The organism is Thioclava sp. PTB-PU3-1, from assembly GCF_055666785.1.
In genome coordinates this window covers 582,581-607,509 of sequence record NZ_JBVNVL010000001.1, presented here as the reverse complement: position 1 = coordinate 607,509, position 24,929 = coordinate 582,581, and the positions used below count along the sequence as shown (strand labels likewise).

Annotated in this window: 17 protein-coding genes; 12 read left to right on the top strand and 5 right to left on the bottom strand. The window is 64.9% G+C overall.

The genetic code is table 11. From position 1 onward, the window contains the following. The first annotated feature begins 128 nt into the window (after nt 1-128). Nucleotides 129-1,118 carry an efflux RND transporter periplasmic adaptor subunit gene (locus tag ACZ7GB_RS02705; RefSeq protein ID WP_078539660.1) on the top strand — a complete coding sequence of 330 codons (990 nt, stop codon included), beginning with the start codon at nt 129-131 and terminating at the stop codon, nt 1,116-1,118. Then, nucleotides 1,108-4,365 carry an efflux RND transporter permease subunit gene (locus ACZ7GB_RS02700; RefSeq protein WP_472157576.1) on the top strand — a complete coding sequence of 1,086 codons (3,258 nt, stop codon included), beginning with the start codon at nt 1,108-1,110 and terminating at the stop codon, nt 4,363-4,365. The genes ACZ7GB_RS02705 and ACZ7GB_RS02700 overlap by 11 nt, the downstream gene beginning before the upstream one ends. A gap of 190 nt (nt 4,366-4,555) precedes the next feature. Here the strand turns inward: ACZ7GB_RS02700 and ACZ7GB_RS02695 are convergent, their stop codons facing one another. From ACZ7GB_RS02695 to ACZ7GB_RS02680, 4 genes are all read right to left on the bottom strand, one after another. Continuing rightward, nucleotides 4,556-5,317, bottom strand: a complete 762-nt coding sequence (locus ACZ7GB_RS02695; protein WP_078519584.1) for an ABC transporter permease — start codon at nt 5,315-5,317, stop codon at nt 4,556-4,558. Continuing rightward, nucleotides 5,317-6,105, bottom strand: coding sequence for an ABC transporter ATP-binding protein (locus tag ACZ7GB_RS02690; protein ID WP_472157575.1), 789 nt, complete (start codon nt 6,103-6,105; stop codon nt 5,317-5,319). Before ACZ7GB_RS02690 ends, ACZ7GB_RS02695 begins: the two co-directional genes overlap by 1 nt. Before the next feature lie 73 nt (nt 6,106-6,178). Further along, nucleotides 6,179-7,192, bottom strand: coding sequence for an ABC transporter substrate-binding protein (locus tag ACZ7GB_RS02685; RefSeq protein ID WP_078539657.1), 1,014 nt, complete (start codon nt 7,190-7,192; stop codon nt 6,179-6,181). Between the two features lie 174 nt (nt 7,193-7,366). Further along, nucleotides 7,367-9,283, bottom strand: a complete 1,917-nt coding sequence (locus ACZ7GB_RS02680) for a 5'-nucleotidase C-terminal domain-containing protein (protein WP_472157574.1) — start codon at nt 9,281-9,283, stop codon at nt 7,367-7,369. A 234-nt stretch (nt 9,284-9,517) separates the two neighbouring features. On the opposite strand from ACZ7GB_RS02680, the gene nudC reads away from it, so the two are divergent. Together nudC and ACZ7GB_RS02670 are read left to right on the top strand one after the other, a co-directional pair. Further along, on the top strand, nt 9,518-10,549 hold the full coding sequence (gene nudC / locus ACZ7GB_RS02675) for an NAD(+) diphosphatase (protein WP_472157573.1): 1,032 nt from the start codon (nt 9,518-9,520) through the stop codon (nt 10,547-10,549). A gap of 67 nt (nt 10,550-10,616) precedes the next feature. Next, complete coding sequence (locus ACZ7GB_RS02670; protein WP_078519579.1) at nt 10,617-11,084, top strand: SRPBCC family protein; 468 nt, start codon at nt 10,617-10,619, stop codon at nt 11,082-11,084. A gap of 11 nt (nt 11,085-11,095) precedes the next feature. Here ACZ7GB_RS02670 and ACZ7GB_RS02665 read toward each other — a convergent pair whose 3' ends face one another. Then, nucleotides 11,096-11,953, bottom strand: a complete 858-nt coding sequence (locus ACZ7GB_RS02665; protein ID WP_134331931.1) for a prephenate dehydratase — start codon at nt 11,951-11,953, stop codon at nt 11,096-11,098. Nucleotides 11,954-12,157: 204 nt separating this feature from the next. Between ACZ7GB_RS02665 and ACZ7GB_RS02660 the strand changes: the two genes are divergently transcribed. The 8 genes from ACZ7GB_RS02660 (at nt 12,158) to ACZ7GB_RS02625 (ending at nt 24,889) form a co-directional block, all read left to right on the top strand. Then, the gene (locus ACZ7GB_RS02660; RefSeq protein WP_078519577.1) at nt 12,158-12,706 is read left to right on the top strand and encodes a c-type cytochrome; all 549 of its coding nucleotides are present in this window, start codon (nt 12,158-12,160) and stop codon (nt 12,704-12,706) included. A 152-nt stretch (nt 12,707-12,858) separates the two neighbouring features. Further along, a complete protein-coding gene (locus ACZ7GB_RS02655) occupies nt 12,859-14,775 on the top strand; it encodes an extracellular solute-binding protein (RefSeq protein WP_472157572.1) in 1,917 nt (638 codons plus the stop codon). A 32-nt stretch (nt 14,776-14,807) separates the two neighbouring features. Continuing rightward, on the top strand, nt 14,808-15,965 hold the full coding sequence (locus ACZ7GB_RS02650) for a microcin C ABC transporter permease YejB (protein WP_078539650.1): 1,158 nt from the start codon (nt 14,808-14,810) through the stop codon (nt 15,963-15,965). After that, complete coding sequence (locus tag ACZ7GB_RS02645; RefSeq protein WP_078519574.1) at nt 15,965-17,077, top strand: ABC transporter permease; 1,113 nt, start codon at nt 15,965-15,967, stop codon at nt 17,075-17,077. Before ACZ7GB_RS02650 ends, ACZ7GB_RS02645 begins: the two co-directional genes overlap by 1 nt. Beyond that, complete coding sequence (locus ACZ7GB_RS02640; RefSeq protein ID WP_472157571.1) at nt 17,074-18,684, top strand: ABC transporter ATP-binding protein; 1,611 nt, start codon at nt 17,074-17,076, stop codon at nt 18,682-18,684. The genes ACZ7GB_RS02645 and ACZ7GB_RS02640 overlap by 4 nt, the downstream gene beginning before the upstream one ends. Then, on the top strand, nt 18,681-19,907 hold the full coding sequence (locus ACZ7GB_RS02635; protein ID WP_472157570.1) for a glycosyltransferase: 1,227 nt from the start codon (nt 18,681-18,683) through the stop codon (nt 19,905-19,907). Before ACZ7GB_RS02640 ends, ACZ7GB_RS02635 begins: the two co-directional genes overlap by 4 nt. 96 nt (nt 19,908-20,003) lie before the next feature. Next, a complete protein-coding gene (locus ACZ7GB_RS02630) occupies nt 20,004-21,479 on the top strand; it encodes a Y-family DNA polymerase (protein WP_472157569.1) in 1,476 nt (491 codons plus the stop codon). After that, a complete protein-coding gene (locus tag ACZ7GB_RS02625) occupies nt 21,476-24,889 on the top strand; it encodes an error-prone DNA polymerase (RefSeq protein ID WP_472157568.1) in 3,414 nt (1,137 codons plus the stop codon). Before ACZ7GB_RS02630 ends, ACZ7GB_RS02625 begins: the two co-directional genes overlap by 4 nt. Nucleotides 24,890-24,929 lie beyond the last annotated feature (40 nt).

The window sequence follows — 24,929 nt, the reverse complement described above, 5'->3', positions numbered from 1 at the left end:
CGGCCATGACACAGGTCAATGAATTCGAGCCTGTGGAGTGGTTGTATTCTCTCGGGTGAATACATATTCAATAACCGGAATATAAATTGCAGGCGCAGGGGCGCGCCGGTAAGGGAAGGGAACCCGAGATGACGTTGAAGCTTCTGCCGTTGGCATTCGCCGCGTTGATCCTGCCGGGAATCGCGTTGGCGCAGGACGGGGCGATTACGGTCGAACCGCAGGTCGTGACCGATTGGAAGTCTGTCTACGGGCAGGTCGAGGCAAAGAACACGATTGCGGCGCGTGCGCGGATTTCCGGCACGATCACCGCGCTTGACGTGACCGAGGGCGACGAGGTCAAGGCTGGTCAGGAGATCGGCAAGATCACCGACCAGACGCTCGATTATCAGATCGGTGCGGTCGATGCGCAGATCAATGCGCTCGAAGCGCAGCTGGAAAACGCGAAGACCGAGCTCAAGCGCGGGCAGGAATTGCAGGCGCGCGGCGTCTCGACCTCGCAGAATGTCGATCAGCTTCAGACGCAGGTGAATGTCTACGAGGGCCAGATCGCGGCGCAGAAAGCGCAGCGCAAGGTCTATGAGCAGCAGCAGGAATTCGGCACCGTGACCGCGCCGATCGACGGCAAGGTCGTGACCGTTCCGGTCACCAAGGATGCCGTCATCATGGGCGGCGAAACCATCGCGACGATCGGCGGCGGCGGGTTCTTCCTGCGCCTGTCGATCCCCGAGCGTCACGCCGACACGCTGCACATGGGCGACACGATCATGATCACCGATCCCGACGGTAAGGAGATCGAGGGCAAGCTGGCCAAGATCTACCCCGAGATCGAGGGCGGTCGGGTGCAGGCCGATGTCGAAGTGCCCGATCTGGATTCGCGCTTCGTCGGCGCGCGGCTTCTGGTGAAGCTGCCGATGGGCGAGCGTGACGCGATTGTCATACCGCAGGACTATGTCTTCAACCGCACCGGGCTCGATTTCGTCCGCGTGAAAGAAGCGGACGGCACCTATCTGCGCACGGTCGTGCCGGGCGTTAAGGTCAATATCGACGGCCAGGACATGGTCGAAGTTCTTACCGGTCTGAACGCCGGCGACACGGTGGTGCCGAACGATGAGCAATAACCAAGGCACCGGGCCCGAGACGCCCGAAGACGACGAAATCCACGTCAAGCTGGGAATAGCGGGGGGACTCACGAAGTCCTTCATCCGCTCGGCGCTGACGCCGCTGATGATCCTCGCCGCGATCGCGGTGGGTCTGGTCGCGCTGATCTCGCTGCCGCGCGAGGAAGAGCCGCAGATTTCCGTGCCGATGGTGGATATCCACCTGCAGGCGCCGGGTCTGAAGGCGCAGGACGCGATGAAGCTGGTGACCGAGCCGATGGAAACTATCGTGCAGGGCATCAACGAGGTCGAACACGTCTATTCGCGCACGCAGGACGATTATTCGCTGGTGATGGCGCGCTTCAAGGTCGGCACCTCGTCGGATGCCGCGATCCTGCGCGTGCATGAAAAAGTCCGCGCGAATATGGACAAGATCCCGAAAGGCATCCCCGATCCGGTGATCGTGGGCCGCGGGATCGACGATGTGGCGATCGTCTCGCTGACGCTGACCGGCAAGGACGGCGCGCAGGTGGACAGCGACGAGCTGACCCGTGTCGCGCGCGAATTGCAGACCGAGGTCACGAAGATCCAGAACGTCGGCCTGACCTATCTGGTGGGAGACGCCACGAGCGAGATCCGCATCGAGCCCGAGCCCGACAAGCTCGCGCTTTACGGGGTCACGCTGCAGCAACTCTCGAACAAGGTCACGCAGGCGAACCGCGCCTTCAACACCGGCAATATCCGCCATGAGGGCAAGCAGATCAGCCTGTCAGCGGGCGAGACGCTGACCGCGCCCTCCGAGATCGCGGGCCTTCTGCTGACCACGCGCGACAACCGCCCCGTCTATGTGGCCGATGTCGCGAAGGTCTCCTATGTGCCGGACGCCTCGGACCATATCGTCTCCAATGTGCAGCGCGACGCCAATGGCAAGATCGAGCGCATGCCTGCCGTGACCCTCGCCATCGCCAAGCGCGCAGGCTCCAACGCCGTGGTCGTGGCCGAGCATATCCTCGACCGCGTGCACGAGCTGCACGGCCAGCTGATCCCCGACAATGTCGAGGTGAAGGTCACCCGCGACTACGGCGAGACCGCGAACGAGAAGGCCAACGAGCTGCTGTTCCACCTTGGCCTCGCGACGGTCTCGATCGTGGGCCTCGTGCTGGTTGCGATCGGCTGGCGCGAATCCATCGTGGTCGCGGTCGTTATTCCCGTGACGATCCTGCTGACGCTGTTTGCGGCCTATATAATGGGCTTCACGCTGAACCGGGTGTCGCTCTTCGCGCTGATCTTCGCGATCGGCATTCTCGTCGATGACGCCATCGTGGTGATCGAGAATATCGCGCGACACTGGGCGATGAAAACGCCCGGAAGCCGTGTGACCAAGGCGATCGAGGCCGTGGCCGAAGTGGGCAACCCCACTATCGTAGCCACCCTGACCGTGGTCGCCGCGCTGCTGCCGATGCTCTTCGTGTCGGGCCTTATGGGGCCTTACATGTCGCCCATTCCGGCGGTGGCCTCGGCGGCTATGATCTTCTCCTTCTTCGTGGCGGTGATCATCACGCCCTGGCTGATGGTGAAGGTCGCGGGCAAGGCGCAGCTGCATGGCCATCACGGCGATGACGACGCCTATGGCGGCGAACATGCGGGCGGCAAGCTCGGTCGGATGTACAGCGCCGTGGCGCGACCGATCCTGAAGACCAAGGGCCGCTCGGGTCTGTTCCTGCTGGTCGTGTCGGTGCTGTCCTTCGGCTCGCTGGGGCTGCTCTACACCAAGCATGTCACGGTGAAGCTGCTGCCCTTCGACAACAAGTCCGAACTCTCGGTCGTGGTCGATATGCCTGCGGGCACCTCGGTCGAGGGCACGGATGCGGTCGCTCAGCAAGTGGCCGAGATCGTGACCAAGCTGCCCGAGGTGCTCTCGGTGCAGACCCATGCGGGCACCTCTGCGCCGTTCAACTTCAACGGGCTCGTGCGTCACTACTACCTGCGCGCGCAGCCCAATCAGGGCGATGTCGAGCTTCAGCTTGCGCCGAAAGGGGAACGGGATCGCACCAGCCACGAGATCGCGCTGGAGATCCGCGACAAGATCAAGGCGATCAAGCTGCCCGAAGGCGCGAGCCTGAAGACGGTCGAACCGCCGCCGGGTCCGCCGGTGATCGCGACGCTTTTGGCCGAGGTCTATGGCCCGACGCCCGAGATGCGCCGCGACGCGGCCCGCCGGATCGAGGACGCCTTCAAACAGGTGCCCTATATCGTCGACGTGGATAACAGCTTCGGCATCCAGCCCGACAAGCTGCGCGCCACGGTCAATTCCGACGATCTGGAGTTCTACTCGGTCTCCGAAGGGGATGTCTGGGACACGCTGGGGATGCTGAACGGCTCGACCACGGTGGGCTATTCCCATCGCGGGCAGGAGCGCCAGCCGATCCCGATCGTGATGGAGCGCTCGAAGTCGAACAAGGTGATGAACGAGGAAACGCTCTCGACGCCGATCCCGGCCAATGTCCTGCCCGGCGCGCGCGGCGTGGTGGAGCTTGGCGACGTGGTCAGCGTCGACAAGGAGAAGGCGTCCTATCCGATCTTCCGCCATAACGGGCGCGAGGCCGAGATGGTCACCGCAGAGCTCGCCGGCAAGTTCGAGGCGCCGCTCTACGGGATGCTCGCCGTCGACGATGCGATCAACAACATGGACTGGCCCAAGGGCGAGAAACCGGTCGTGTCGCTGCATGGCCAGCCGCAGGACGAGAGCCATGTAACGCTTCTGTGGGACGGCGAATGGGAGGTGACCTGGGTGACCTTCCGCGACATGGGCGCGGCCTTCGCCGTGGCGCTTCTGGGGATCTACATCCTCGTCGTCGCGCAGTTCGGCTCGTTCCGCCTGCCGCTGGTGATCCTGACCCCGGTGCCGCTGACCTTCCTCGGGATCATGCTCGGCCACTGGATCTTCCACGCGCCGTTCTCGGCCACGTCGATGATCGGTTTCATCGCGCTGGCGGGGATCATCGTGCGCAACTCGATCCTGCTGGTGGACTTCATCCGCCACGGCAGCCACGAGGGCAAATCGCCGACCGAGGTGCTGATCGAGGCGGGCGCCATCCGCTTCAAGCCGATCCTGCTGACCGCGATCGCAGCGATGATCGGTGCGGTGGTGATCCTGGCCGACCCGATCTTCCAGGGTCTCGCGATCTCGCTGCTGTTCGGTCTGCTCAGCTCGACCCTGCTGACGGTGCTTGTGATCCCGGCGATCTACCGGATCTTCAAGACCTGATCCGGTCTCCGACCTGAAACGCAAAACCGCCCGCACGAGAGAGACGTGCGGGCGGTTTTCTTTATCGGGTCGCGGAGCGGCCCCCCTTCGCCTTGGCGAAAATATCCCGGGGGGAGGGCGAAGCCCGAGGGGGCAGAGCCCCCTTCATTCTCCGCTGAATGTCGCCCTCCCGCGACGGGGGCAGAGCCCCTTAACCCGGTTGCCGCTCAGCCCAGCCTGCGAATATCTTCTCCAGCGCGACAACGGCGTAATAGAGAAGGATGCCTAGGAAGGCCAAGGCGATCAGCACCGCGAACATCAGCGGGTAGTCCCCGTTGGTCTGACCCGACAGGAACAGCGCGCCGAGGCCTTTGCCATGAGGCGAGATGATCTCGACGAGGTTGGTGCCGATGAAGGCCAGCGTCACCGAGACCTTCAGCGCGCCGAAGAATTCGGGCAGGGTTTTCGGCAGGGCGATCTTGCGGAAGATGGTGAATTTCGAGGCCCCGAGCGCGCCGAGGATATCGCGATATTCGGGCTCGAGCGTGGACAGACCGATCCCCACCGACACCGCGATCGGGAAGAAGGAGATCATGAAGGCCATCAGCACGGTGTTGAAGTCATGCGCACCGATGAAGAGCAGTGCGAGCACTGGCACCACGGTCGCTTTCGGTACCGCGTTGAAGCCCACCAGCAGCGGATAGAGCGCATCGCGCGCGGTGCGCGAGAACCCCATCACCATCCCGAGGAACGTCCCGAACACGATCGAGATCGCAAGGCCCGCCACGGTGCGCCACAGGGTCTGCCAGCTATCGATCAGGAACAGGTTCCAGTAGCGCATATAGGCGGCGGGCAGGTCCGAGGGCGAGGCCATTACGTAATTCGGCCAACCGTTCGCCCAGACGATGAATTCCCAGATCGCGAGGAAGGCGATGATCGACAGGATCGGGGTGAGGATTTTCTTGAAGTCCATCAGTGCATCTCCTCGTCGCGGCCCTGAGCGATCCGGATCTGGTCGCGCAGCAAATGCAGCATGTCGACGGCTTTCGGTTCGTAGAGAATGTCGATCGTGCGGTCCTTGGGCAGGTCCACGTCGAGTACGTATTGCGTATGCGCGGGCCGGCCCGAGAGCACGATGACCTGATCGCCGAGGAAGACGCTCTCGCGCAGGTCATGGGTGATCAGCACGGCGGTGAAGGGCTCGGCTGCGCGCAGATCGCGCATCGTCTGCCACAGATCCTCGCGGGTGAAATTGTCGAGCGCGCCGAAGGGCTCGTCCATGATCAGCACGTCGGGCTTATGCACGATGGCGCGGCAGAGCGAGGCGCGCTGGCGCATCCCGCCGGACAGCTCGGAGGGGCGCTTGGTCTCGAACCCCTTCAGGCCCACCATCTCCAGCAGATGCTCGGCGCGGGCGACCTTCTCGGATTTCGCCATGCCCGGAGCCACGATCTCCAAGGGCAGCATGACGTTCTCGATGATCGAGCGCCATTCCAGCATCACCGGGTTCTGGAAGGCCATGCCGACGGTCTTGCGCGGGCTGGTGACCTTCTCGCCATGCAGCCAGACCTCGCCCTGATCGGGCTTCATCAAGCCCGCCACCAGACGGGTGAGGGTGGATTTCCCGCAGCCCGACGGGCCGACCACGGCGCAGAACTCGCCCTGCGGCACGCGGATGCCGAGATGGTCGAGCACGGGCAGGGGGCCATGCTTGGTTTGATAGGCGTGGGTCACGCCGCGAATGTCGATGAGGTTTTCCATGAGGGTCCGGCGCGAGAAGGCAGAGAAAAGGGGCGGGCGCGTCTGCAGCGCCCGCCCCTGAGACGGTGACGGATCAGTCGATCTTCAGCTCTGCCGCGTCGGGCAGGTATTCGCTGTCGAAATAGAGCGCCGCGTCGGGCGTGTTCTGGAACTCGTAGACGGTTTTCGTCTGCTCGATCGCGGTGGCCATGCGGTCCGCGTCGATCCCTCCCATGCCGTTTTCCTTGACGTAATCGGTCAGGACGTTGGCATCGATCGCCATCTGCAGGCGCTCGGTCTCCAGATCCTTGTCGGCGGCGGGGTTGCGCTTGAGAAGCGCGTCCACGGCCTTGCCCGGATCGGCCACGGCGGCTTTCCAGCCCTCGGCGGTCGCTTTGATGAAGCCGGTGATCTCCTCGGGATGCGCCTTCGCGTAATCGGTGTTCACGATGATCGCGTTGCCGTACAGCGCCACGCCGTAATCGGCCATCAACAGGATCGACTGGTCATCCATGCCGACGCCGAGGCGCTTGAGGTTGAGCGTCGAGGAGAAGGAGAAGCCGGTGACCGCATCGACCTTGCCCTCGGCCAGCATCGGCTCGCGCGTGGGGAAACCGACGGGCTCGACCTTGATCTTGTCCATGTCGAGGCCGGTCTCCTTGGCGAAGATCGGGAACTGCGCCCAGGCGCCATCCGGCGGCGGCGCGCCCAGCACCTTGCCTTCGAGGTCTTTGGGCTCGTTCACGCCCAGCGACTTGCGGCCGACCACGGCGAAGGGCGGCTTGTCATAGACCATCATCACCGCGGTGACGGGTGCGCCGGGGTTCTGGTCGAGGAATTTCATCAGCGAGTTGATATCGGCGAAGCCCACCGGATAGGCGCCGGTCGCCACTTTCGGGATCGCGTCGAGCGAACCCTTGCCCTCTGCGATTTCCACGTCGAGCCCGGCCTCGCCGTAATAGCCCTCGTCCACCGCGAGGAAATAGGGCGCCGAGGGGCCTTCGAATTTCCAGTCCAGCGCGAAAGGCATCTTGGTTTCGGCCTGAGCCAGCGTGGCCGAGAGGCCGAGCGCGAGCGCCGCGAAAAGCCCCGGTTTGATGTGCAGCATGATATCCCTCACTTCGTTAATCCGTTTTCGCCCCGATCCTGACCGGCGGCGCGCGGGGGTAAACTCAAACCGCGCGCGCCATGCGAACAGGCGGGGCGCTCACGGTTCCGTGATTAAGTTTTGGGCGGGGTGCTGCGAGAATGCAAGAAAATTAGGCGCGGCATCGGCGGGCGCTCAGAGTGAAATCTCCAGGGGCAAAAACCCATTCGCGTCGACCGGTCCGGAAGACGCGCGCAGCCCCGCCTGTTCCAGTTCGCAGAGATAGGCCGCGGCGCCGGGACCCGTATGGTAGAGCGCACGCGCACCGGGCAGCGGAGAGAACCGCCAGATCGGTGGGGCGTCGAGATGCAGCGGCCCCACCTGCGCATCGATCTCTTCGAGCAGCAGATCGCGCACCAGCACCGGTTCCGGATCGATTGGAACGGGCTGGCCCCGCAGCTTGAAGCCGCCGCCGCCCGACAGGCGGAAATCATTGCTGACGACGATGAAGCGGTCGGTGTTGCTGATCCGGGCACCCTCATGGCGCAGGTCGCGGATGCGGCCGGGCGCGGCGGGGCGCAGGCTGCCATCGGGGCGGAAACGCGGGGGTTGAGAGAGGTCGATCTCGTAGGTGATCCCCGAGATCACGTCGAAATGGTAACTCGCGAAGGTGAGATCGCAGAGCATCCGCAACTGCCCATCGGGATGCTGCTGGTTGTAGATCGAGGCCGCCTGTTCGAGCCAGTCTCGCAGCTCCGCGCCGTTCAACTCCACCGCGCCGACCGTATTGTTGAACAGGTAGATATCGTCGACATGGCTCATCCGTAGCGGGCCGGGGGGGATGTCGATGAAATGGGCCGAGCCCGCCGCGCCGCCCGATTTGAAGCTCGACGCAGCGCCGAGGAGGGGCAGGTCCGCCTCGGGGCGACCGGCGAGCCGTTCGCGGGCGAAGCGCCGCTTCGCCGCGCTGATCAGCGCGAGCGTCCGGTCGGGTGCGATCTGTGTGAAATAGCTGTGCAGCGGCTCCGCAGTGGTGCCGATGGGGCGGCGGATGTGATCGAGCGTGCGGCGATGGGCGCGATCGGAGGCGGCGAGCACCGCCGCGCTGTCCGGCCCGGTCTCTTGCTGCGCCGGGCGCAGTTCCGCCCGATGTGCCGCGAGTCTCCAGCCGTCCTGCGTCTGTTCCAGCACGAGGTCGAGCACCCCCAGATGTGTGCCGCGCGCGCCCGCATTGAGCGCGGGCTTGCCGTGAAGCGTGCCGAGAACGGGGTCGATCCCCGCGAAGGCCGGCCGTGTGGCATCGGGAAAGCCATGATGGTCATGCCCGGCCAGCACGACGTCGATCCCGTCGAGCCGCGCGACCGCGAGCGCCGCCCGTTCGGCAGAGTGTTCGGGGTCTTGCGATTCCTCGTCCAGCGGCGGCAGGGGCGAAATCCCGGTATGGGCGAGGGCGATCACAAGATCGGCGCCCGAGGCGCGGACCAGTTGCAGCTGAGCCTCCGTCGCCTCCAGGAGCGAAGAGGTCGAAAGCTCGGCCCCGGGCCGGGCCTCGAGCCAGGCGAGGCTGGGGGGCGGCAGCACGCCGATCACCGCGATGCGCAGGGTCTGCTCGGTGCCGTGACTGTCGAGCAGGCGGCGTTCGAGCATCGCCCAAGGGCGGATCGGCGTGCCGATGGAGGCGCTCAAATTGGCGCAGAGCATCGGAAACTTCGCCGCTTCCAGCGCTTGAGCGAGCGGCCCGATCCCGAAATCGAATTCATGATTGCCAAGCGCTGCCGCGTCGTAGCCCAAAGCGTTCATCGCCGCGATCATCGGATTTTCGCCATCGTGGCTGCCTGCGATCTTGCATGGCTCGCTCCAGAGCTGCGTCAACGGCGTGCCCTGAAGGAAATCGCCGCAATCGAACAGAAGGCAGTTCGGGGCTTCGCTGCGCGCTTGCGCGATTTCCGAGGCCAGCGCTGCCAAGCCTCTGCGCGGGGCGGGGCGGTCGTTGAAGTAATCGTAGCCCCGAGCTTGACCATGCAAATCGGTCGTTTCAAGAAGCCTCAGCGCGAGCGTGACGCGCTGATCCGAAAACTGGCCGGGCCAATCCCGGTCAGACAGTTTTCCCATATGATCCCCTTGGCCCGAAATTGACCTTTTATCGTTGTAATGCCGCCATTTGGCGGTCGCGTGTCCCCATACGCAACCTAGAGTAGTGGCTCGTCCCTTGCCAAGTTTTAAATTGACGTAACGTACTTGCGAGGTAAGGCGAGTGGTGAATGTGGCCGATGCGCGTCACCTGATCGGCACTGGTCTCCGGTCGGCGGCTCGTGGCATGGGTAGGGCGTTCCGCAGGAGTTTTTCATGCCGCCCGATTCCCTCGCCGAGACCCAGCAACCGATTTCGCAGCCCGCCCAGCTGTCTCAAGGACGCGTGCTCGATCCGCGGGGATTGGCCTTTGCCGAAGCGCCGGGTGCGCTCGAGCGGGCGGCCCATCTGCGGGGCGACGCAGAGCGGCTCGCGGAGCTGCGCGCCGGAGACGCCGCGCGGGTGGTCGCGCTTTGGCGCGGCCGTCCGCTGTTCGGGCCCGAGGGGCTGCATCTTCTGCGCGCGGGCGAAGCGGCGCTCGAGGCGATGCCGGGACCGGAGATTTTCCTCGGGTGTCACGACGGGCTTGCGCTGTTTTCCCGCGATGTATCTGCGTTCGAGCCTGATGGCGAACGACCCGACGGGGCCGCCTTCTTCGACGCCTCCGAGCAGCGTCATCCAGATCTGTCCGACGATATCGTCTTCGCGGAGCTGCGCGGGCGGATGGGCTTCCTCAGTCCGGTCGAGGCGGAGATCGCCGCTACCGCGCGCGGGCTCGTCGAGTGGCACCGGACGCATTGCTTCTGCTCCACCTGCGGTGCCGAGAGCGAAGCCGAACAGGCTGGCTGGCACCGGCGCTGCCCGGTCTGCGAGCGGCACCATTTTCCGCGCACCGATCCGGTGGTGATCATGTTGATCACCCACGGCAACCGGCTCTTGCTGGGGCGCGGCCCGCATTGGCCCGAGACGATGTATTCCTGCCTTGCGGGGTTCATGGAGCCGGGCGAGACGGTGGAGGCCGCCGTGCGCCGCGAGGTCTTCGAGGAAAGCGGCGTCGAGGTGGGCGAGGTCTCTCTCGTGGCCTCGCAGCCCTGGCCGTTTCCGGCTTCTCTGATGCTGGGCTGTCGCGGGGTGGCGACCACCACCGAGATCACCATCGACCCGGTCGAGATCGCCGATGCGCTCTGGATCAGCCGCGAGCGGCTGCTGCAGGTGGTGGCGGGGCGCGATCCTGAGATATCTGCGCCACGCCAAGGTGCGATTGCCGGTTGGCTCATGCGTGAGTGGCTTGCAGATCGGTTGGAATGAGGCCAGTTTGCCCCGCACGGTGCGCCACTCCCCGGCCTCCGATCTGCTGCCCTGAGGAACTCGCCTGATGAAATTGTCGACCCGCACCGATATTTCCGCGCCCGCCGGTTTCGTCTTCGAGCGGCTCGCGGATTTCGGCAGCTTCGAGCGTGTGGCGATGCGGCGCGGGATCACGCTGAAACGGCTCGACACGCTGAGCGAACCCGGCGCAGGCATGTCCTGGGATATCGGCTTTCGCTTTCGCGGCAAGCAGCGCCAGATGATCACCGATGTGAAGCATTTCGAGGTGCCGGAGCTGATCGTCTACGAAGGCGTGTCGAACAGTTTCGAGGCGGTGATGGATTTCGATCTGACCGATCTGTCGAAGACCCGCACGCGTCTGCAGGTCGGGCTGGACCTGAGGCCGCGCAGCCTCGGCGCGCGGCTGATGATCCAGTCGGCCAAGCTCGGCAAGGGCAATCTGGAACGCCGCTTCAAGGAGCGGATCGAGCAATTCGCCCAGGATATCGAGCGTCAGCACGAGAAAAGCGCCTGACGCCCTGATCCTCAGCCGTCGCGTTCGGGGGCGGCCGGATAGACGCCCAGAATTTCCAGATAGCTGGTGAAGTAGTCGAGTTCTTCGAGCGCACGCGCCAGCGCCGGATCGTCCGGGTGGCCTTCGACATCGGCGTAGAACTGGGTCGCGGTGAAATGCCCGCCGACCATGTAGCTTTCCAGCTTGGTCATGTTCACGCCGTTGGTCGCGAAGCCGCCCATCGCCTTGTAGAGCGCGGCCGGGATGTTGCGCACCCGGAAGACGAAGGTGGTCATCATCTTCTCGCCGCGCGGGCGGGTGTCGGGCTCGGTGCCCATGATCAGGAAACGCGTGGTGTTATGCGCGTGATCCTCGATATGGCGGGCGAGGATGTTGAGGCCATAGGTCTCGGCGGCCATGTCGGAGGCCAGCACGCCGACGCTGCGGGTCTGCGCCTGCACGAGTTCGGCCGCTGCGCCCGCGCTGTCGGCGGCGGCTTCGCCGCGAATGCCGTAGCGCGAGAGGAAGCTTGCCGCCTGCGGCAGAAGCACCAGATGCGCGCGGACCTTTTCCAGCTCCTCGATCTCGACGCCGGGCAGGGCCATCAGACTGATATGCACACGCACGAAGGCCTCATCGAGAATATGCAGCCCCGATTCCGGCAACAGGCGGTGAATGTCGGCCACCCGCCCGTAGGTCGAATTCTCCACCGGCAGCATCGCGAGATCGGCATCGCCTTTCTTCACGGCGGCGATCACGTCCTCGAAGGTGCGGCAGGGGACAGGCTCGAGGTCCGGGCGCGCGTCGCGGCAAGCCTGATGCGAATAGGCGCCCAGCTCACCCTGAAAGGCGATCCGACCGGTTTTCGGCGATTGTCCTTGGCGGCTCATGTGCAATCCCCCGCACTGATCTTGTCTTGCGCCCTGCCTAGCCCGTGCCCGCGCGGAAGGGAAGGGCCGGGGCGCGGGAGGCTCACGCTGCGTCATTCATTATCCACCCTCTGAAAATCCGATCACATCTGGTAAAGTTCCCTTGATCTGAAAGGCCCTGTGCGGATAGATGCGCGGGACGACGACGCATATCAGGGACGAGACATGTTCAATACCATGACCTTTACCAAGGCGGCGGGCGCGTTTCTGGGCGCGTTGCTGTTCTTCCTGCTCACGGCCTGGGCCTCGAGCGCGCTCTATACCGTTGGCGAGAGCCACGACGCTTCGGGCGGCAGCGAGCACGAAATGAAGGACATGATGTCCGCAGCGCCCGGCGACCTGCTGGCGACTGAGGACGCAGGCGATGGCGCGGCTCAGGAAGAGGAAGTCGCACAGATCGAGCTTGGCACCGGCGACGCAGCCAAGGGCGAGAAGATCTTCGGCAAGTGCAAGGCCTGCCACTCGATGGAAGGCAAGAACGGCGTTGGCCCGCATCTCGATGGTGTGGTCGGTCGCGCAGTCGCCTCGGTCGGGGACTTCTCCTATTCGGACGCCCTCAAGAGCCACGGTGGCGAATGGACGCTCGAAGCGCTCAACTCGTGGCTGGAGAACCCGAAAGACTACATCCCGGGCAACAAGATGTCCTTTGCCGGTCTGAAGAAACCCGAAGACCGCAACGACGTGATCGCCTATCTGCAAGAGAATTCGAACTGAGGCAAATCCCTCTCGAATCTTCTCAAGGCCGCCTCTTTGGGCGGCCTTTTGCATTTCCCGTCCTGCTTTACAGATTCGTAACTTGCTCCCTGCGCACTTAGGCTTTTAGCTAGGCAGACGCGAAAACGCTTTGGAGCAGGGAGCAGGTGTGCATGGCAAAAGCGCGAGTGGCGAGTAAAGCGATCGATACGGATTGGACGCAGGTGGCGCCGCGCGCGCTGAGCGGGCTGGTTGCAGCGGGTCTGATCTGGGCGGGACTGGCCTTCGGCGCACATGCACAAGACAGCACGCAAAGCGGCGATACGATCACCTCCTACGGGATCGCGACGCTCGGACATCTGAAATATCCCGCCGATTACACCCATCTCGATTACGTCAATCCGGACGCGCCGAAGGGCGGAGAAATCTCGGAATGGGCGCCGGGCGGGTTCGACAATTTCAATCCCTATTCGATTCAGGGTCGGGCCGCCGCGCTGTCCTCGGTTCCGCTGGAATCGCTGATGGAGGGCACCGCCGACACGGTGGGGGAGCTGTATTGCCTGCTCTGCAAGAGCCTCGAATATCCGCCGAGCAAGGACTGGGTCGTTTTCACGCTGCGCGACGGGATCAAATTCTCCGACGGCACGCCGCTGACAGCGCAGGATCTGGTCTTCTCCTATGAACAGTTGCGCGACAAAGGGCTGAGCTCCTTCCGCGCGGTGATCGCCCAGCAGGTCAAATCGGCCGAGGCGATCGACGACACGCACATCCGTTTCGAGTTCCAGCCCGACTACCCGCGCCGCGATATCATCCAGTCGGTCGCCTCATTGCCGATCTTCTCCAAGGCGCAATTCGAAAAGGAAAACATCGACCTGTCGCAGACCTCGCCGGTGCCCTTCATCGGCTCGGGGCCGTACGTGTTCGACAGCGTCAAAAGCAATCGCGCGATCACGTGGAAGCGTAACCCCGACTATTGGGGCAAGGACCTGCCGATCAACAAGGGGCGCTCGAATTTCGACAAGATCCGCGTCGAGTATTTCGGCGATTACCAGTCGGCCTTCGAGGGCTTCAAATCCGGCACCTATACGTTCCGCAACGAGGCGAGTTCGATCATCTGGGCCACCGCTTACGATTTCCCGGCGATGCAGTCGGGCGAGGTCGTGAAGGCGGAACTGCCCAACGGCAATATCGCCTCGGGGCAGGGCTTCGCGATCAATCTGCGCGAGCCGAAATTCGACGACATCCGCGTGCGCGAGGCGCTGGGGCTCGTCTTCAATTTCGAGTGGTCGAACGACACGCTGTTCTACGGGCTCTATGACCGGGTCGAGAGCTTCTGGGAAAACTCCAAGCTGCAGGCTCAGGGCAAGCCCTCGGACGCGGAGAAGAAAATCCTAGAACCGCTCGCCAAGGACCTGCCCGACGGCATCCTGACCGACGATGCGGTGATCCAGCCGGTCTCGGGTAAGCGTCAGCTGGACCGCAAGAACATGCGCAAGGCGGCGAAGCTGCTTGAAGAAGCGGGCTGGGTCGTCGGCGATGACGGCATGCGTCGCAACGCCGAGGGCGAGAAGCTGACCGTCGCGATCCTCAACGACAGCCAGACCTTCGACCGTGTCATCAACCCCTATGTGCAGAACCTGCGCGCGCTCGGCATCGACGCCCGAATGGATCGCGTCGATGACAGCGAATACGAGAACCGCCGTCGCAGCCACGACTTCGACATGATCACCACCCATCTGGGTCAGGACGAAATCCCCGGCTCGAACCTGCAGCAGTATTTCGGCTCGGGCTCGACCGATGACGTGTTCAATGCGATGGGGCTGAAGAATCCGGCGATCGACAAGATGATCCGCATGGTCGAAGAGGCGAATACGGAAGAAGAGCTGCTGCCGCGCGTCCATGCGCTGGACCGCAGCCTGCGCGCCCTGCGCTTCTGGGTGCCGCAATGGTTCAAACCCACCTACACGGTCGCTTACTACGATATGTACGATCACCCGAAAAACTTGCCGCCCTACGCTCTGGGAGAGCTGGATTTCTGGTGGTATGACGCCGACAAGGCCAAGAAACTGAAAGCGAGCGGCGCACTCTGAGCGACCGCCGATAAACGAGCAGAGGGCCGGACATGGGCGCCTATATCCTGCGGCGATTGCTGATGGTGATCCCCACTTTGTTGGGAATCATGATCATCAACTTCACGCTGACGCAATTCGTCCCCGGCGGGCCGATCGAGCAAGTGATCGCCCGCGTGCAGGGCGAGGCGGATTCGATGCGCAATATCTCGGGCGGCGGGGATGCGGGTACGCAGAACCAGGGCGGCGTCGAGGATAGCGGCTATCAGGGCGCGCGCGGCATCTCTCCGGAGCTGCTCAATCAGCTCGAGGTGCAGATGGGCTTCGCGCGGATCGTCTGCGATGATGGCTTCACCGGCACGCCCGATCTGGCGGACCCGGCCTGCCACAAGGAGAAGATCCCCGCCTGGCAGCGCTTCGCGATCATGATGAAGGGCTATCTGACCTTCGATTTCGGCAACAGTTTCTTCCGCAACGAGAGCGTCGTGAACCTCGTGATCGACAAGATGCCGGTTTCGATCACGCTGGGCCTGTGGTCGACGATCCTCGCCTATATCATCTCGATCCCGCTGGGCATCCGCAAAGCGGTGCGCGACGGCACGCCCTTCGACACATGGACCTCCGGCGCGATCATCGTGGGCTACGCGATCCCGGGCTTCCTGTTCGCGGTTATGCTGATGGTGCTGTTCGCCGGCGGCAGCTATTTCAAGATATTCCCGCTACGCGGCCTGACATCGGATAATTTCGACCAGCTGACGATGATCGGCAAGGCGCTCGATTACCTGTGGCACATCGCGCTGCCGGTGACGGCGACGACCATCGCGAGCTTCGCCACCATGACGCTGCTGACGAAGAACTCCTTCCTCGACGAGATCAACAAGCAATACGTGATGACCGCCCGCGCCAAGGGCCTGTCCGAGAAGAAGGTCCTCTACGGGCACGTCTTCCGCAACGCGATGCTGATCGTGATCGCGGGCTTCCCGGCGCAGTTCCTCGGCATCTTCTTCGGCGCCTCGATCATCGTGGAGACGATCTTCTCGCTCGACGGTCTGGGCTTGCTGGGCTTCCAGGCGGCGGTGGAGCGCGACTACCCGGTGATCTTCGGCACGCTCTACATGTTCGGCCTGATCTCGCTCGTCGTGAATATCATCTCCGACATGATGTATGTCTTCGTTGACCCGCGGATCGATTTCGAGAAGAGGTCCGGCTGATGGCATTGTCTCCTCTCAACCAACGTCGCTGGCGCAACTTCAAGGCCAATCGCCGCGCCTTCTGGTCCGCGATCATCTTCGCCGTGCTCTTCGTCCTCGCGATGTTCGCGGAGTTCATCGCGAACGACAAACCCATCGTGGTCAGCTACCGCGGCGAGCTGTATTTCCCGATCTATAACTTCTACCCCGAGACCGCCTTCGGCGGCGATTTCCGCACCGAGGCGATCTATCGCGACCCGACCGTGCAATGCCTGATCGAGACCGGCGGCACCGAGGGCTGCTTCGACGCGGACGACCCGAAGGCCTTCGCGAACGAGGCGCTGCAGGCGGGCGAGGTCGATGGCGAAAAGATCGAGAAGGGCTGGCTCCTCTGGCCGCCGATCCCTTACAGCTACAACACGATCAACGATGTGGGCACCGCGCCCTCGGCACCCGATGCAGATCACTGGCTGGGCACGGATGATACCGCGCGCGACGTGCTGGCGCGGGTGATCTACGGCTTCCGCACCTCGGTTCTGTTCGCGCTGATCGTGACCGGGATCGGCTCGATCATCGGGATCGCGGCGGGTGCCGTACAGGGCTATTTCGGCGGCAAGGTGGACCTGTTCTTCCAGCGTATTCTGGAGATCTGGTCCTCCACGCCCGCGCTCTACGTCATCATCATCCTCTTCGCGATCCTGGGCCGAAGTTTCTGGCTGCTTGTCATGGTCTCGATCCTCTTCGGCTGGCCCGCGCTGGTCGGCGTCGTCCGCGCCGAGTTCCTGCGCGCGCGCAACTTCGAATATGTCCGCGCCGCCCGTGCGCTTGGCGTGTCGGACCGGGTGATCATGTTCCGCCACATCCTGCCCAATGCGATGGTGGCGACGCTGACCATGCTGCCCTTCGTGATCACCGGTGCGATCGGCGCGCTCGCCTCGCTCGACTATCTGGGCTACGGGTTGCCGTCCTCCGCGCCGTCGCTTGGGGAGCTCGCACTGCAGGGCAAGCAGCACCTGCAAGCGCCGTGGCTGGCCTTCTCGGCCTTCTTCACCTTCGCCATCATGCTCTCGCTTCTGGTCTTCGTCTTCGAGGGCATCCGTGACGCGTTCGATCCCAGAAAGGTGTTCCGATGAAACCGGTTCTCGAGGTCGAAAACCTGAAGGTCGCCTTCAGCTCCGAGGGCAAATTCACCCCGGCCGTGAAAGGCGTGAGCTTCACCGTGAACGCCGGCGAGACGGTCGCGCTTGTGGGCGAGTCCGGCTCGGGCAAATCCGTGACCGCGCTGTCGACCGTGGCGCTGGTCGGGGGCAATTCCAAGGTCGAAGGTTCGATCCGCTACGAGGGCCGCGAGATGGTCGGCGCGACCGAGCGCGAGCTGATGCAGGTGCGCGGCAACGATATCAGCTTCATCTTCCAGGAGCCGATGACCTCGCTCAATCCGCTGCACACGCTGGAAAAGCAAATTGGCGAAAGCCTCGCGCTGCACCAGGGCGTGACAGGCGAAGAGGCCAAGAAACGTATCATCGACCTGCTCGACAAGGTCGGCATCCAGAACCCGGCGGACCGGCTGCAGGATTACCCGCACCAGCTCTCGGGCGGGCAACGTCAGCGCGTGATGATCGCGATGGCGCTCGCGAACGGGCCCGATCTGCTGATCGCGGACGAACCCACTACCGCGCTCGACGTCACGATTCAGGCGCAGATTCTCGAACTGCTGGCCGATCTGAAGCGCGACATGGGGATGAGTCTGCTGTTCATCAGCCACGACCTCGGCGTGGTGCGGCGCATCGCGGACCGGGTCTGCGTCATGCAGCATGGCGAGATCGTGGAGCAGGGGAAGACCGAAGACATCTTCGCCAACCCCAAGCACCCCTATACCAAGAAACTGCTCGAGGCCGAACCCACCGGCCGCGCCGAACCGGTGCCCGAGAATGCGCCCGAACTGGTGCGTACCGAGCATCTGAAAATCTGGTTCCCGATCCAGCGCGGTCTGCTGCGCAAGACCGTCGGTCACGTGAAGGCCGTGAACGACGCCTCGCTGTCGGTGAGGGCAGGGGAGACGCTGGGCATCGTCGGCGAATCCGGCTCGGGCAAGACCACGCTCGCGCTCGCGATCATGCGGCTCATCGCCTCCGAAGGGCCGATCATCTACGAGAACCAGGACATCTCCAGCTGGCAGGCGAACAAGCTGCGCGCGCTGCGCCGTGACATGCAGATCGTGTTCCAGGACCCGTTCGGCTCGCTCTCGCCGCGCATGACGGTGGAGCAGATCATCGGCGAGGGGCTGACCGTCCACGGGGTCGATCCGGGCCGCAACCGTCGCGAGATGGTGGCCGAGATCATGGAGGAGACCGGGCTCGACCCGGCTATGATGGAGCGCTACCCGCATGAATTTTCGGGTGGCCAGCGCCAGCGGATCGCGATTGCCCGCGCGATGATCCTGCGCCCCAAGGTGGTGGTGCTGGACGAGCCGACCTCCGCGCTCGACATGACGGTGCAGGTGCAGATCGTGGACCTGCTGCGCGATCTGCAGAAACGCCACGGGCTCGCCTATCTGTTCATCAGCCACGACCTGCGGGTGGTGCGCGCGCTCAGCCACAAGATCATGGTGATGAAGCGCGGCGACGTGGTCGAGGCGGGCAACGCGGCGGAGGTCTTCGCCAATCCGCAGACCGCCTATACCCGCCAGTTGATGGTGGCCGCCTTGGGGGAGAGTTCGCTGACCCCCGAGATTGCATGAATATCCTCTTCGTTCACCAGAACTTCCCGGGCCAGTTCGTACATCTGGCACCGGCTCTGGCCGCGCGCGGGCATGACGTTCTGGCCCTGACGGTCGAGACGAACCAGCGCCCCTCGCCGGTGAAGGTGGTGAAATACCGTAAGCCCGAGCCGGTCGAGATGTCCTCGCGGCTCACGCGCCTCTACGCCGAAAGCGCGGCGCGCGGGGCAAAGGTCGCGCTCGCCGCCCGGCAGCTGCGCGACAAGCACGGCTATGTGCCGGATGTGATTTTCGGCCATTCCGGCTGGGGCGAGACGCTGTTCCTGCGCGAGGTCTGGCCCGAAGCGAAGCTCTTGGTCTATGCGGAACTCATGTATCGCACGACCGGGATGGACACGGATTTCGACGCCGAGTTCCAGCGCCCCGGCCTCGAGACCCGGATCTCCACCACAGCGCGCTCGGCCCATCTGATCCAGTCGATGGTGCAGGCCGATGCGGGGCTTTCCCCGACCGAGTTTCAGGCCGAGACCTTCCCGCCGGAGCTGCGTGCCAAGCTCACCATCTGCCACGACGGGGTGGACTGCGCCCGCCTTGCGCCGAACCCCCAGGCGCGCTTCACCGTGCCCGGGACCACGCTCACCTTCTGTCCCGGTGACGAGGTGCTGACTTTCGTGAACCGCTCGCTCGAACCCTATCGCGGCTATCACTCCTTCATGCGCGCGCTGCCCGATGTGCTCGCCGCGCGGCCCGAGGCACATGTGCTGATCGTGGGCGAGGAGGGGCAAAGCTATGGCGCTCCGCCGAAGGACGCCAAAAGCTGGAAGCAGAAATTCTTGGGTGAGGTGCGCGATCGGCTGGACATGAGCCGCGTGCATTTTCTGGGCCGCATCCCTTACGGCGATTACGTCGACATGCTCCATGTCAGCCGCACCCATGCCTATCTGACCTATCCCTTCGTGCTCAGCTGGTCGCTGATGGAATCGATGGCTGCCGGCTGCGCCATCGTGGCCTCGGATACCGAGCCGGTGCGCGAAGTGATCACCGATGGGCAGACCGGGCGGCTGGTGGATTTCTTCGACATTCCCGGCTGGTCGCGCGCGCTCACCGAAGGGCTGGCGAGACCGCAAAAATTCGCCCCGATGCGCGAGGCGGCCCGCGCCCATATGTGCGAGCGTTACGATCTGCGCACCCATTGCCTGCCGCGCCTGATCGCCTTCGTCGAGGGCGCGATCGCCACGCCCTGATACGCGCCCCTCCGCGAGACGGACTCGACTCCGCGTCCTGCGAGACTTAAAAAGAACAAAGCACGAACAAATGACTCGAACCCTAGGCTCAGCGACATGCTCGACGGGCGCACACGGCGTATTCTCACCCTCTGGTTTCCCCGGCTGGCGAGCGACCGGGTTCTTCGCGCGCGCCCCGCTGAAGGGCCCTTCGCGCTGGTCCTGCGCGAGGGCAATACCGACCGGTTGCACTGCCTGAACTTCGCCGCCGAGGGGCAGGGGCTGGCGCGCGGCATGGCGCTGTCCGAGGCCCGCGCCTTCTGCCCCGCGCTGCAGACCGCGCCTGCCGATCCCGCCCGCGAGGCGCAATTTCTCGAAACCCTGCGCCGCTGGGCCACGCGCTATTGCCCTTGGGTGGGGTTGGAGGACGAGGGTCTGGTGCTCGACATCACCGGCTCGGATCACCTCTGGGGGGGCGAGGAGCCGATGATGGCCGAGATGGCCGCCCGGCTAGAGCGCGCCCGGATCACCGCGCGGCTGGGTCTCGCCGACACGCGCGGCGCGGCCTGGGCACTGGCGCATTTCGCCCCCGGCCGGGCCGCGCCGGGCGCGCGGCTCTCGGCACTGGGCAAGCTGCCGGTGGCCGCGCTGCGCCTGCCGCATGACACGGTCACGGGGCTGCAGCGGCTGGGCCTGCGCGAGATCGGCGATCTGACCCGCACACCGCGCGCGCCGCTCGTGCGCCGCTTCGGGGCGGGGCTGATGGCGCGGCTCGATCAGGCCTTGGGCGATCTGCCCGAACAGGTCTCGCCCGTGGCCGATCCGCCCCATTACGGCACCCGACTGACCCTACCCGAACCTATCGGGCAGCAGACCGATGTGATGGCCGGGATCGAGCGGCTGCTGGACCGGCTCTGCGCCAAACTCAAGGAAAACGAGACCGGCGCGCGGGTGCTCTGCCTCACCCTGCGCCGCGTCGATCAGGCCAGTCAGGAGGTCGAGCTGCGCCTCGCCACCCCGCTCCGCGACCCCGCCCGGATCGCGGCCCTCTTCGCGCGCGGCATCGAGGATATCGATGCAGGCTTCGGGATCGACCAGATGCGCCTCGCCGCCACTCAGGTCGAACGACTGCCCGCCCGCCAGATCGGCGCCATCGCCACCGAGCGGCGCGACAAGCTGGGCGATTTGATCACCCGGATCGGGCTGCGCATCGGGCTGGAGAACGTCCAGCGCTACCTGCCCGCCGACAGCCATATCCCCGAGCGCAGCTTCCTGATCGCGCCCGCCGCCTTCACCGAACCCGAGGGCAACTGGCACCAGCCGCATCCCCGTCCGCTGCGGCTGTTCCCGCCCGAGCCGCTGATCGCGGATGCGCCCGATCCGCCCCGCCGCTTCCGCTGGCGCCGCCAGTCGCTCAGCGCGGAACGCATCGAGGGGCCGGAACGGCTGACCCCGGAATGGTGGTTCGACGATCCGAACTGGCGGCGCGGGATGCGCGACTATTGGCGCGTCGAGACCGGGCAGGGGCTGCGGCTCTGGATGTTCCACACTCCCCAAGACCCCGGCTGGTATGTCGAGGGGGTCTTCGCATGACCGCCCCCTTCGCCTTGGCCGAAATATCCCGGGGGGCGCCCGACGGGCGCGGGGGCAGCGCCCCCTCGACGGTCGTGACCACCGCCAACACCCCCGCCATTCCGCTGGCCTATGCCGAGCTTTGCACCACCTCCAACTTCACCTTCCTCACCGGCGCATCCCACCCCGAGGAGCTGATGGTGCGCGCCGCCGAGCTGGGCCTCGAGGCCATCGCGATCACCGACCGCAACTCGCTCGCGGGCGTGGTCCGGGCGTTTTCGGCGCTCAAGGAGCTCAAGCGCGAGATCGGTGAGGCGCTGCGCATCCGCTCGGAAGTCCAGCGCGATGAAAGCTCCCGCCAGCCCATCGGCTCACCGCAGGATCTGGCCCGGCCAACCACCGCGAAACTGCCGAAGCTGATCGTCGGTGCGCGGCTGGTGCTCACCGATTGCCCGGTCGAATGGGTGGCGCTGCCCACCGACCGCGCGGCCTATCACCGGCTGAGCCAGCTTCTGACCCGCGGCAAGCGCCGGGCGGGGAAGGGGGAGTGTCACCTGACCCGCGCGGACCTGCTGGAGGCTTGCGCGGGGATGATCCTGATCGCCCTGCCGCCCGCCGATCTGGCCCGTGCCTACCGCCCGCTGCAGGAGATGCGGCGGCGCTTTCCGGGGCAGGTCTTCCTTGGCGCGCCGCCGCGCTATGACGGCTCGGATCAGCGCTGGTTCGATGCCTGCGCGGCGCTCGCGCTGAGGGCCTCGACGCCGATGGTGGCGACCGGCGACGTGCTGATGCATCGCGGGTCGCGCCGGCAGCTGGCCGATGTGCTGACCTGCCTGCGCGAGGGCTGCACCATCGATGCGCTTGGCACCCGCGCGCTGCCCAATGCGGAACGCCGCCTGAAAGGGGCCGAGGACATGGCGCGGCTCTACCGTCGCCACCCCGCAGCCCTGCGCCGAAGCTGCGAGATCGCGGCGCGCTGCGGCTTCGATCTCGACGAACTCAGCTACGAATATCCCGATGAGGTCGCTCAGAACGAACCTGCGCAGGACCGGCTCGACCGGCTCGCCCGCGAGGGGCTGGCCCGGCGCTCTCCGGGCGGAATCTCGGAGCGTCACGCAGGGCTGCTGGAGAAGGAGCTGCGCCTCGTCTCCGAGCTGGGCTTCGCTGCCTATTTCCTCACCGTCCATGACATCGTGAGCTTCGCCCGCAGCCGCGGCATCCTGTGTCAGGGGCGCGGCTCGGCGGCCAATTCGATCATCTGCTGGGCGCTTGGCATCACCGATGTCAGCCCCGACCAGATCGGCATGGTCTTCGAGCGTTTCATCTCGAAATATCGCGGCGAGCCGCCCGATATCGACGTCGATTTCGAGCATGAGCGCCGCGAGGAAGTCATCCAGTGGATCTACGAACGCTACGGCCGCGACCGCGCTGGCCTCTGCGCGACCGTGATCCATTTCCGCACCCGCGCCGCGATCCGCGAGGTGGGCAAGGTGATGGGGCTGAGCGCCGATGTCACGGCGAGCCTCGCGGGCCAGATCTGGGGCATTTCCGGCAAGGGGCCGGACCATGCGCGGATGGGCGAACTGGGCCTCGACCCCACCGACCGGCGGCTGTCGCAGACGCTGAAACTGATCGGCGAGATCATCGGATTTCCGCGCCATCTCAGCCAGCATGTCGGCGGCTTCGTCATCACGAAAGGCCGCCTCGACGCGCTTTGCCCGATCGAGAATGCCGCGATGGAGGGGCGCACCTGCATCGAATGGGACAAGGACGATATCGACACGCTGGGCATCCTGAAGGTCGATGTTCTCAGCCTCGGGATGCTCACCTGTATCCGCAAGTCATTCGACCTTCTGGCCGGGCACGAGAAGCTCGATATGTCGCTCGCCACCGTCCCGCAGGAGGACACGCCGACCTATGACATGCTGTGCCGCGCCGATGCGGTGGGGGTGTTTCAGGTGGAAAGCCGGGCGCAGATGAACTTCCTGCCGCGGATGCGTCCGCGTACCTTTTACGACCTCGTGATCGAGGTCGCCATCGTCCGCCCCGGCCCCATTCAGGGCGGGATGGTCCACCCCTATATCAACCGCCGTCAGGGACGCGAAAAGGTCGATTTTCCCTCCAAGGAGCTGGAAGGCGTGCTGGGCAAAACCCTCGGTGTGCCGCTGTTTCAGGAGCAGGCGATGCAGATCGCGGTGGTCGCGGCAGGCTTCACACCGGAGGAGGCTGACCGCCTGCGCCGCTCGCTCGCGACCTTCCGCAAGATGGGCACGATCGGCACTTTCCGCGACCGGTTTGTCGAAGGGATGCTGGCGCGCGGCTACACGCCCGATTTCGCCGACCGCTGCTTTTCCCAGATCGAGGGGTTCGGCGAATACGGCTTCCCCGAAAGCCACGCGGCGGCCTTCGCGCATCTCACCTATGTCTCGTCCTGGCTCAAGTGCCACCACCCCGCGATCTTCGCCTGTGCGCTGCTGAATTCGCAGCCGATGGGCTTCTACGCGCCCGCCCAGATCGTGCGCGATGTGCGGGAACACGGGGTCGAAGTGCGGCCCGTTTGCGTGAACCATTCGAGCTGGGACAGCTCGCTGGAACGCCGTGCGGACGGCGCCTTGGCGCTGCGTCTGGGCTTTCGCCAGATCAAGGGATTTCGCGAGGAGGACGCGGGCTGGATCGTCGCCGCACGGGGCAATGGCTACCCCGATCCCGAGAGCCTGTGGCTGCGTGCGGGCACGCCGCCGCATGTGCTCGAACGCCTCGCCGAGGCCGATGGATTTGCCGGAATTGGCCTCACGCGGCGCGATGCGCTCTGGGCCGTGAAGGCGATCCGCGCCCCCGCGCCACTGCCGCTTTTCGCCGATCCGATGGATGGGGAAGGGGGGCGCGAACCAGCCGTGGAGCTGCCCGCGATGCATCTGGGAGAGGAGGTCGTGGAGGATTACGTGGCGCTCAGATTGAGTCTCCGCGCCCATCCGATGGAGCTGCTGCGCCCCTCGATTTCCGGCCTCACACCGCATTGCGAACTGATCGGCACGCGGCAAAATCGGGTCACGGTTTGCGGCCTCGTGATCACCCGACAGCGCCCCGGAACGGCCTCCGGGGTGATCTTCATCACGCTGGAAGACGAAACCGGTGTGAGCAATGTCGTGGTCTGGCCAAAGCTCTATGAGCGGTTCCGCCGGGCGGTGATGGGCGGGCGTCTTCTGCGGGTCTCGGGGCGGCTCGAACGGGAGGGGGTGGTCGTCCATTTGATCGCCGAAAAGATCGAGGATCTGTCCCCGCGACTGGCCGATCTGGGACACCCGCTCGACGACGTTCTGGGCCTCACCACACCCCAGGCGGACGACGCTCCGAGGCCCCGTCCGCAGACCACCGCACGCCATCCGCGCGAGCAGGCGAAACGGCTTTTTCCGAGCCGAGATTTCCACTGAAATCCGGCCTCTATCGGTCGTCGCGCGACACATTGCCCGG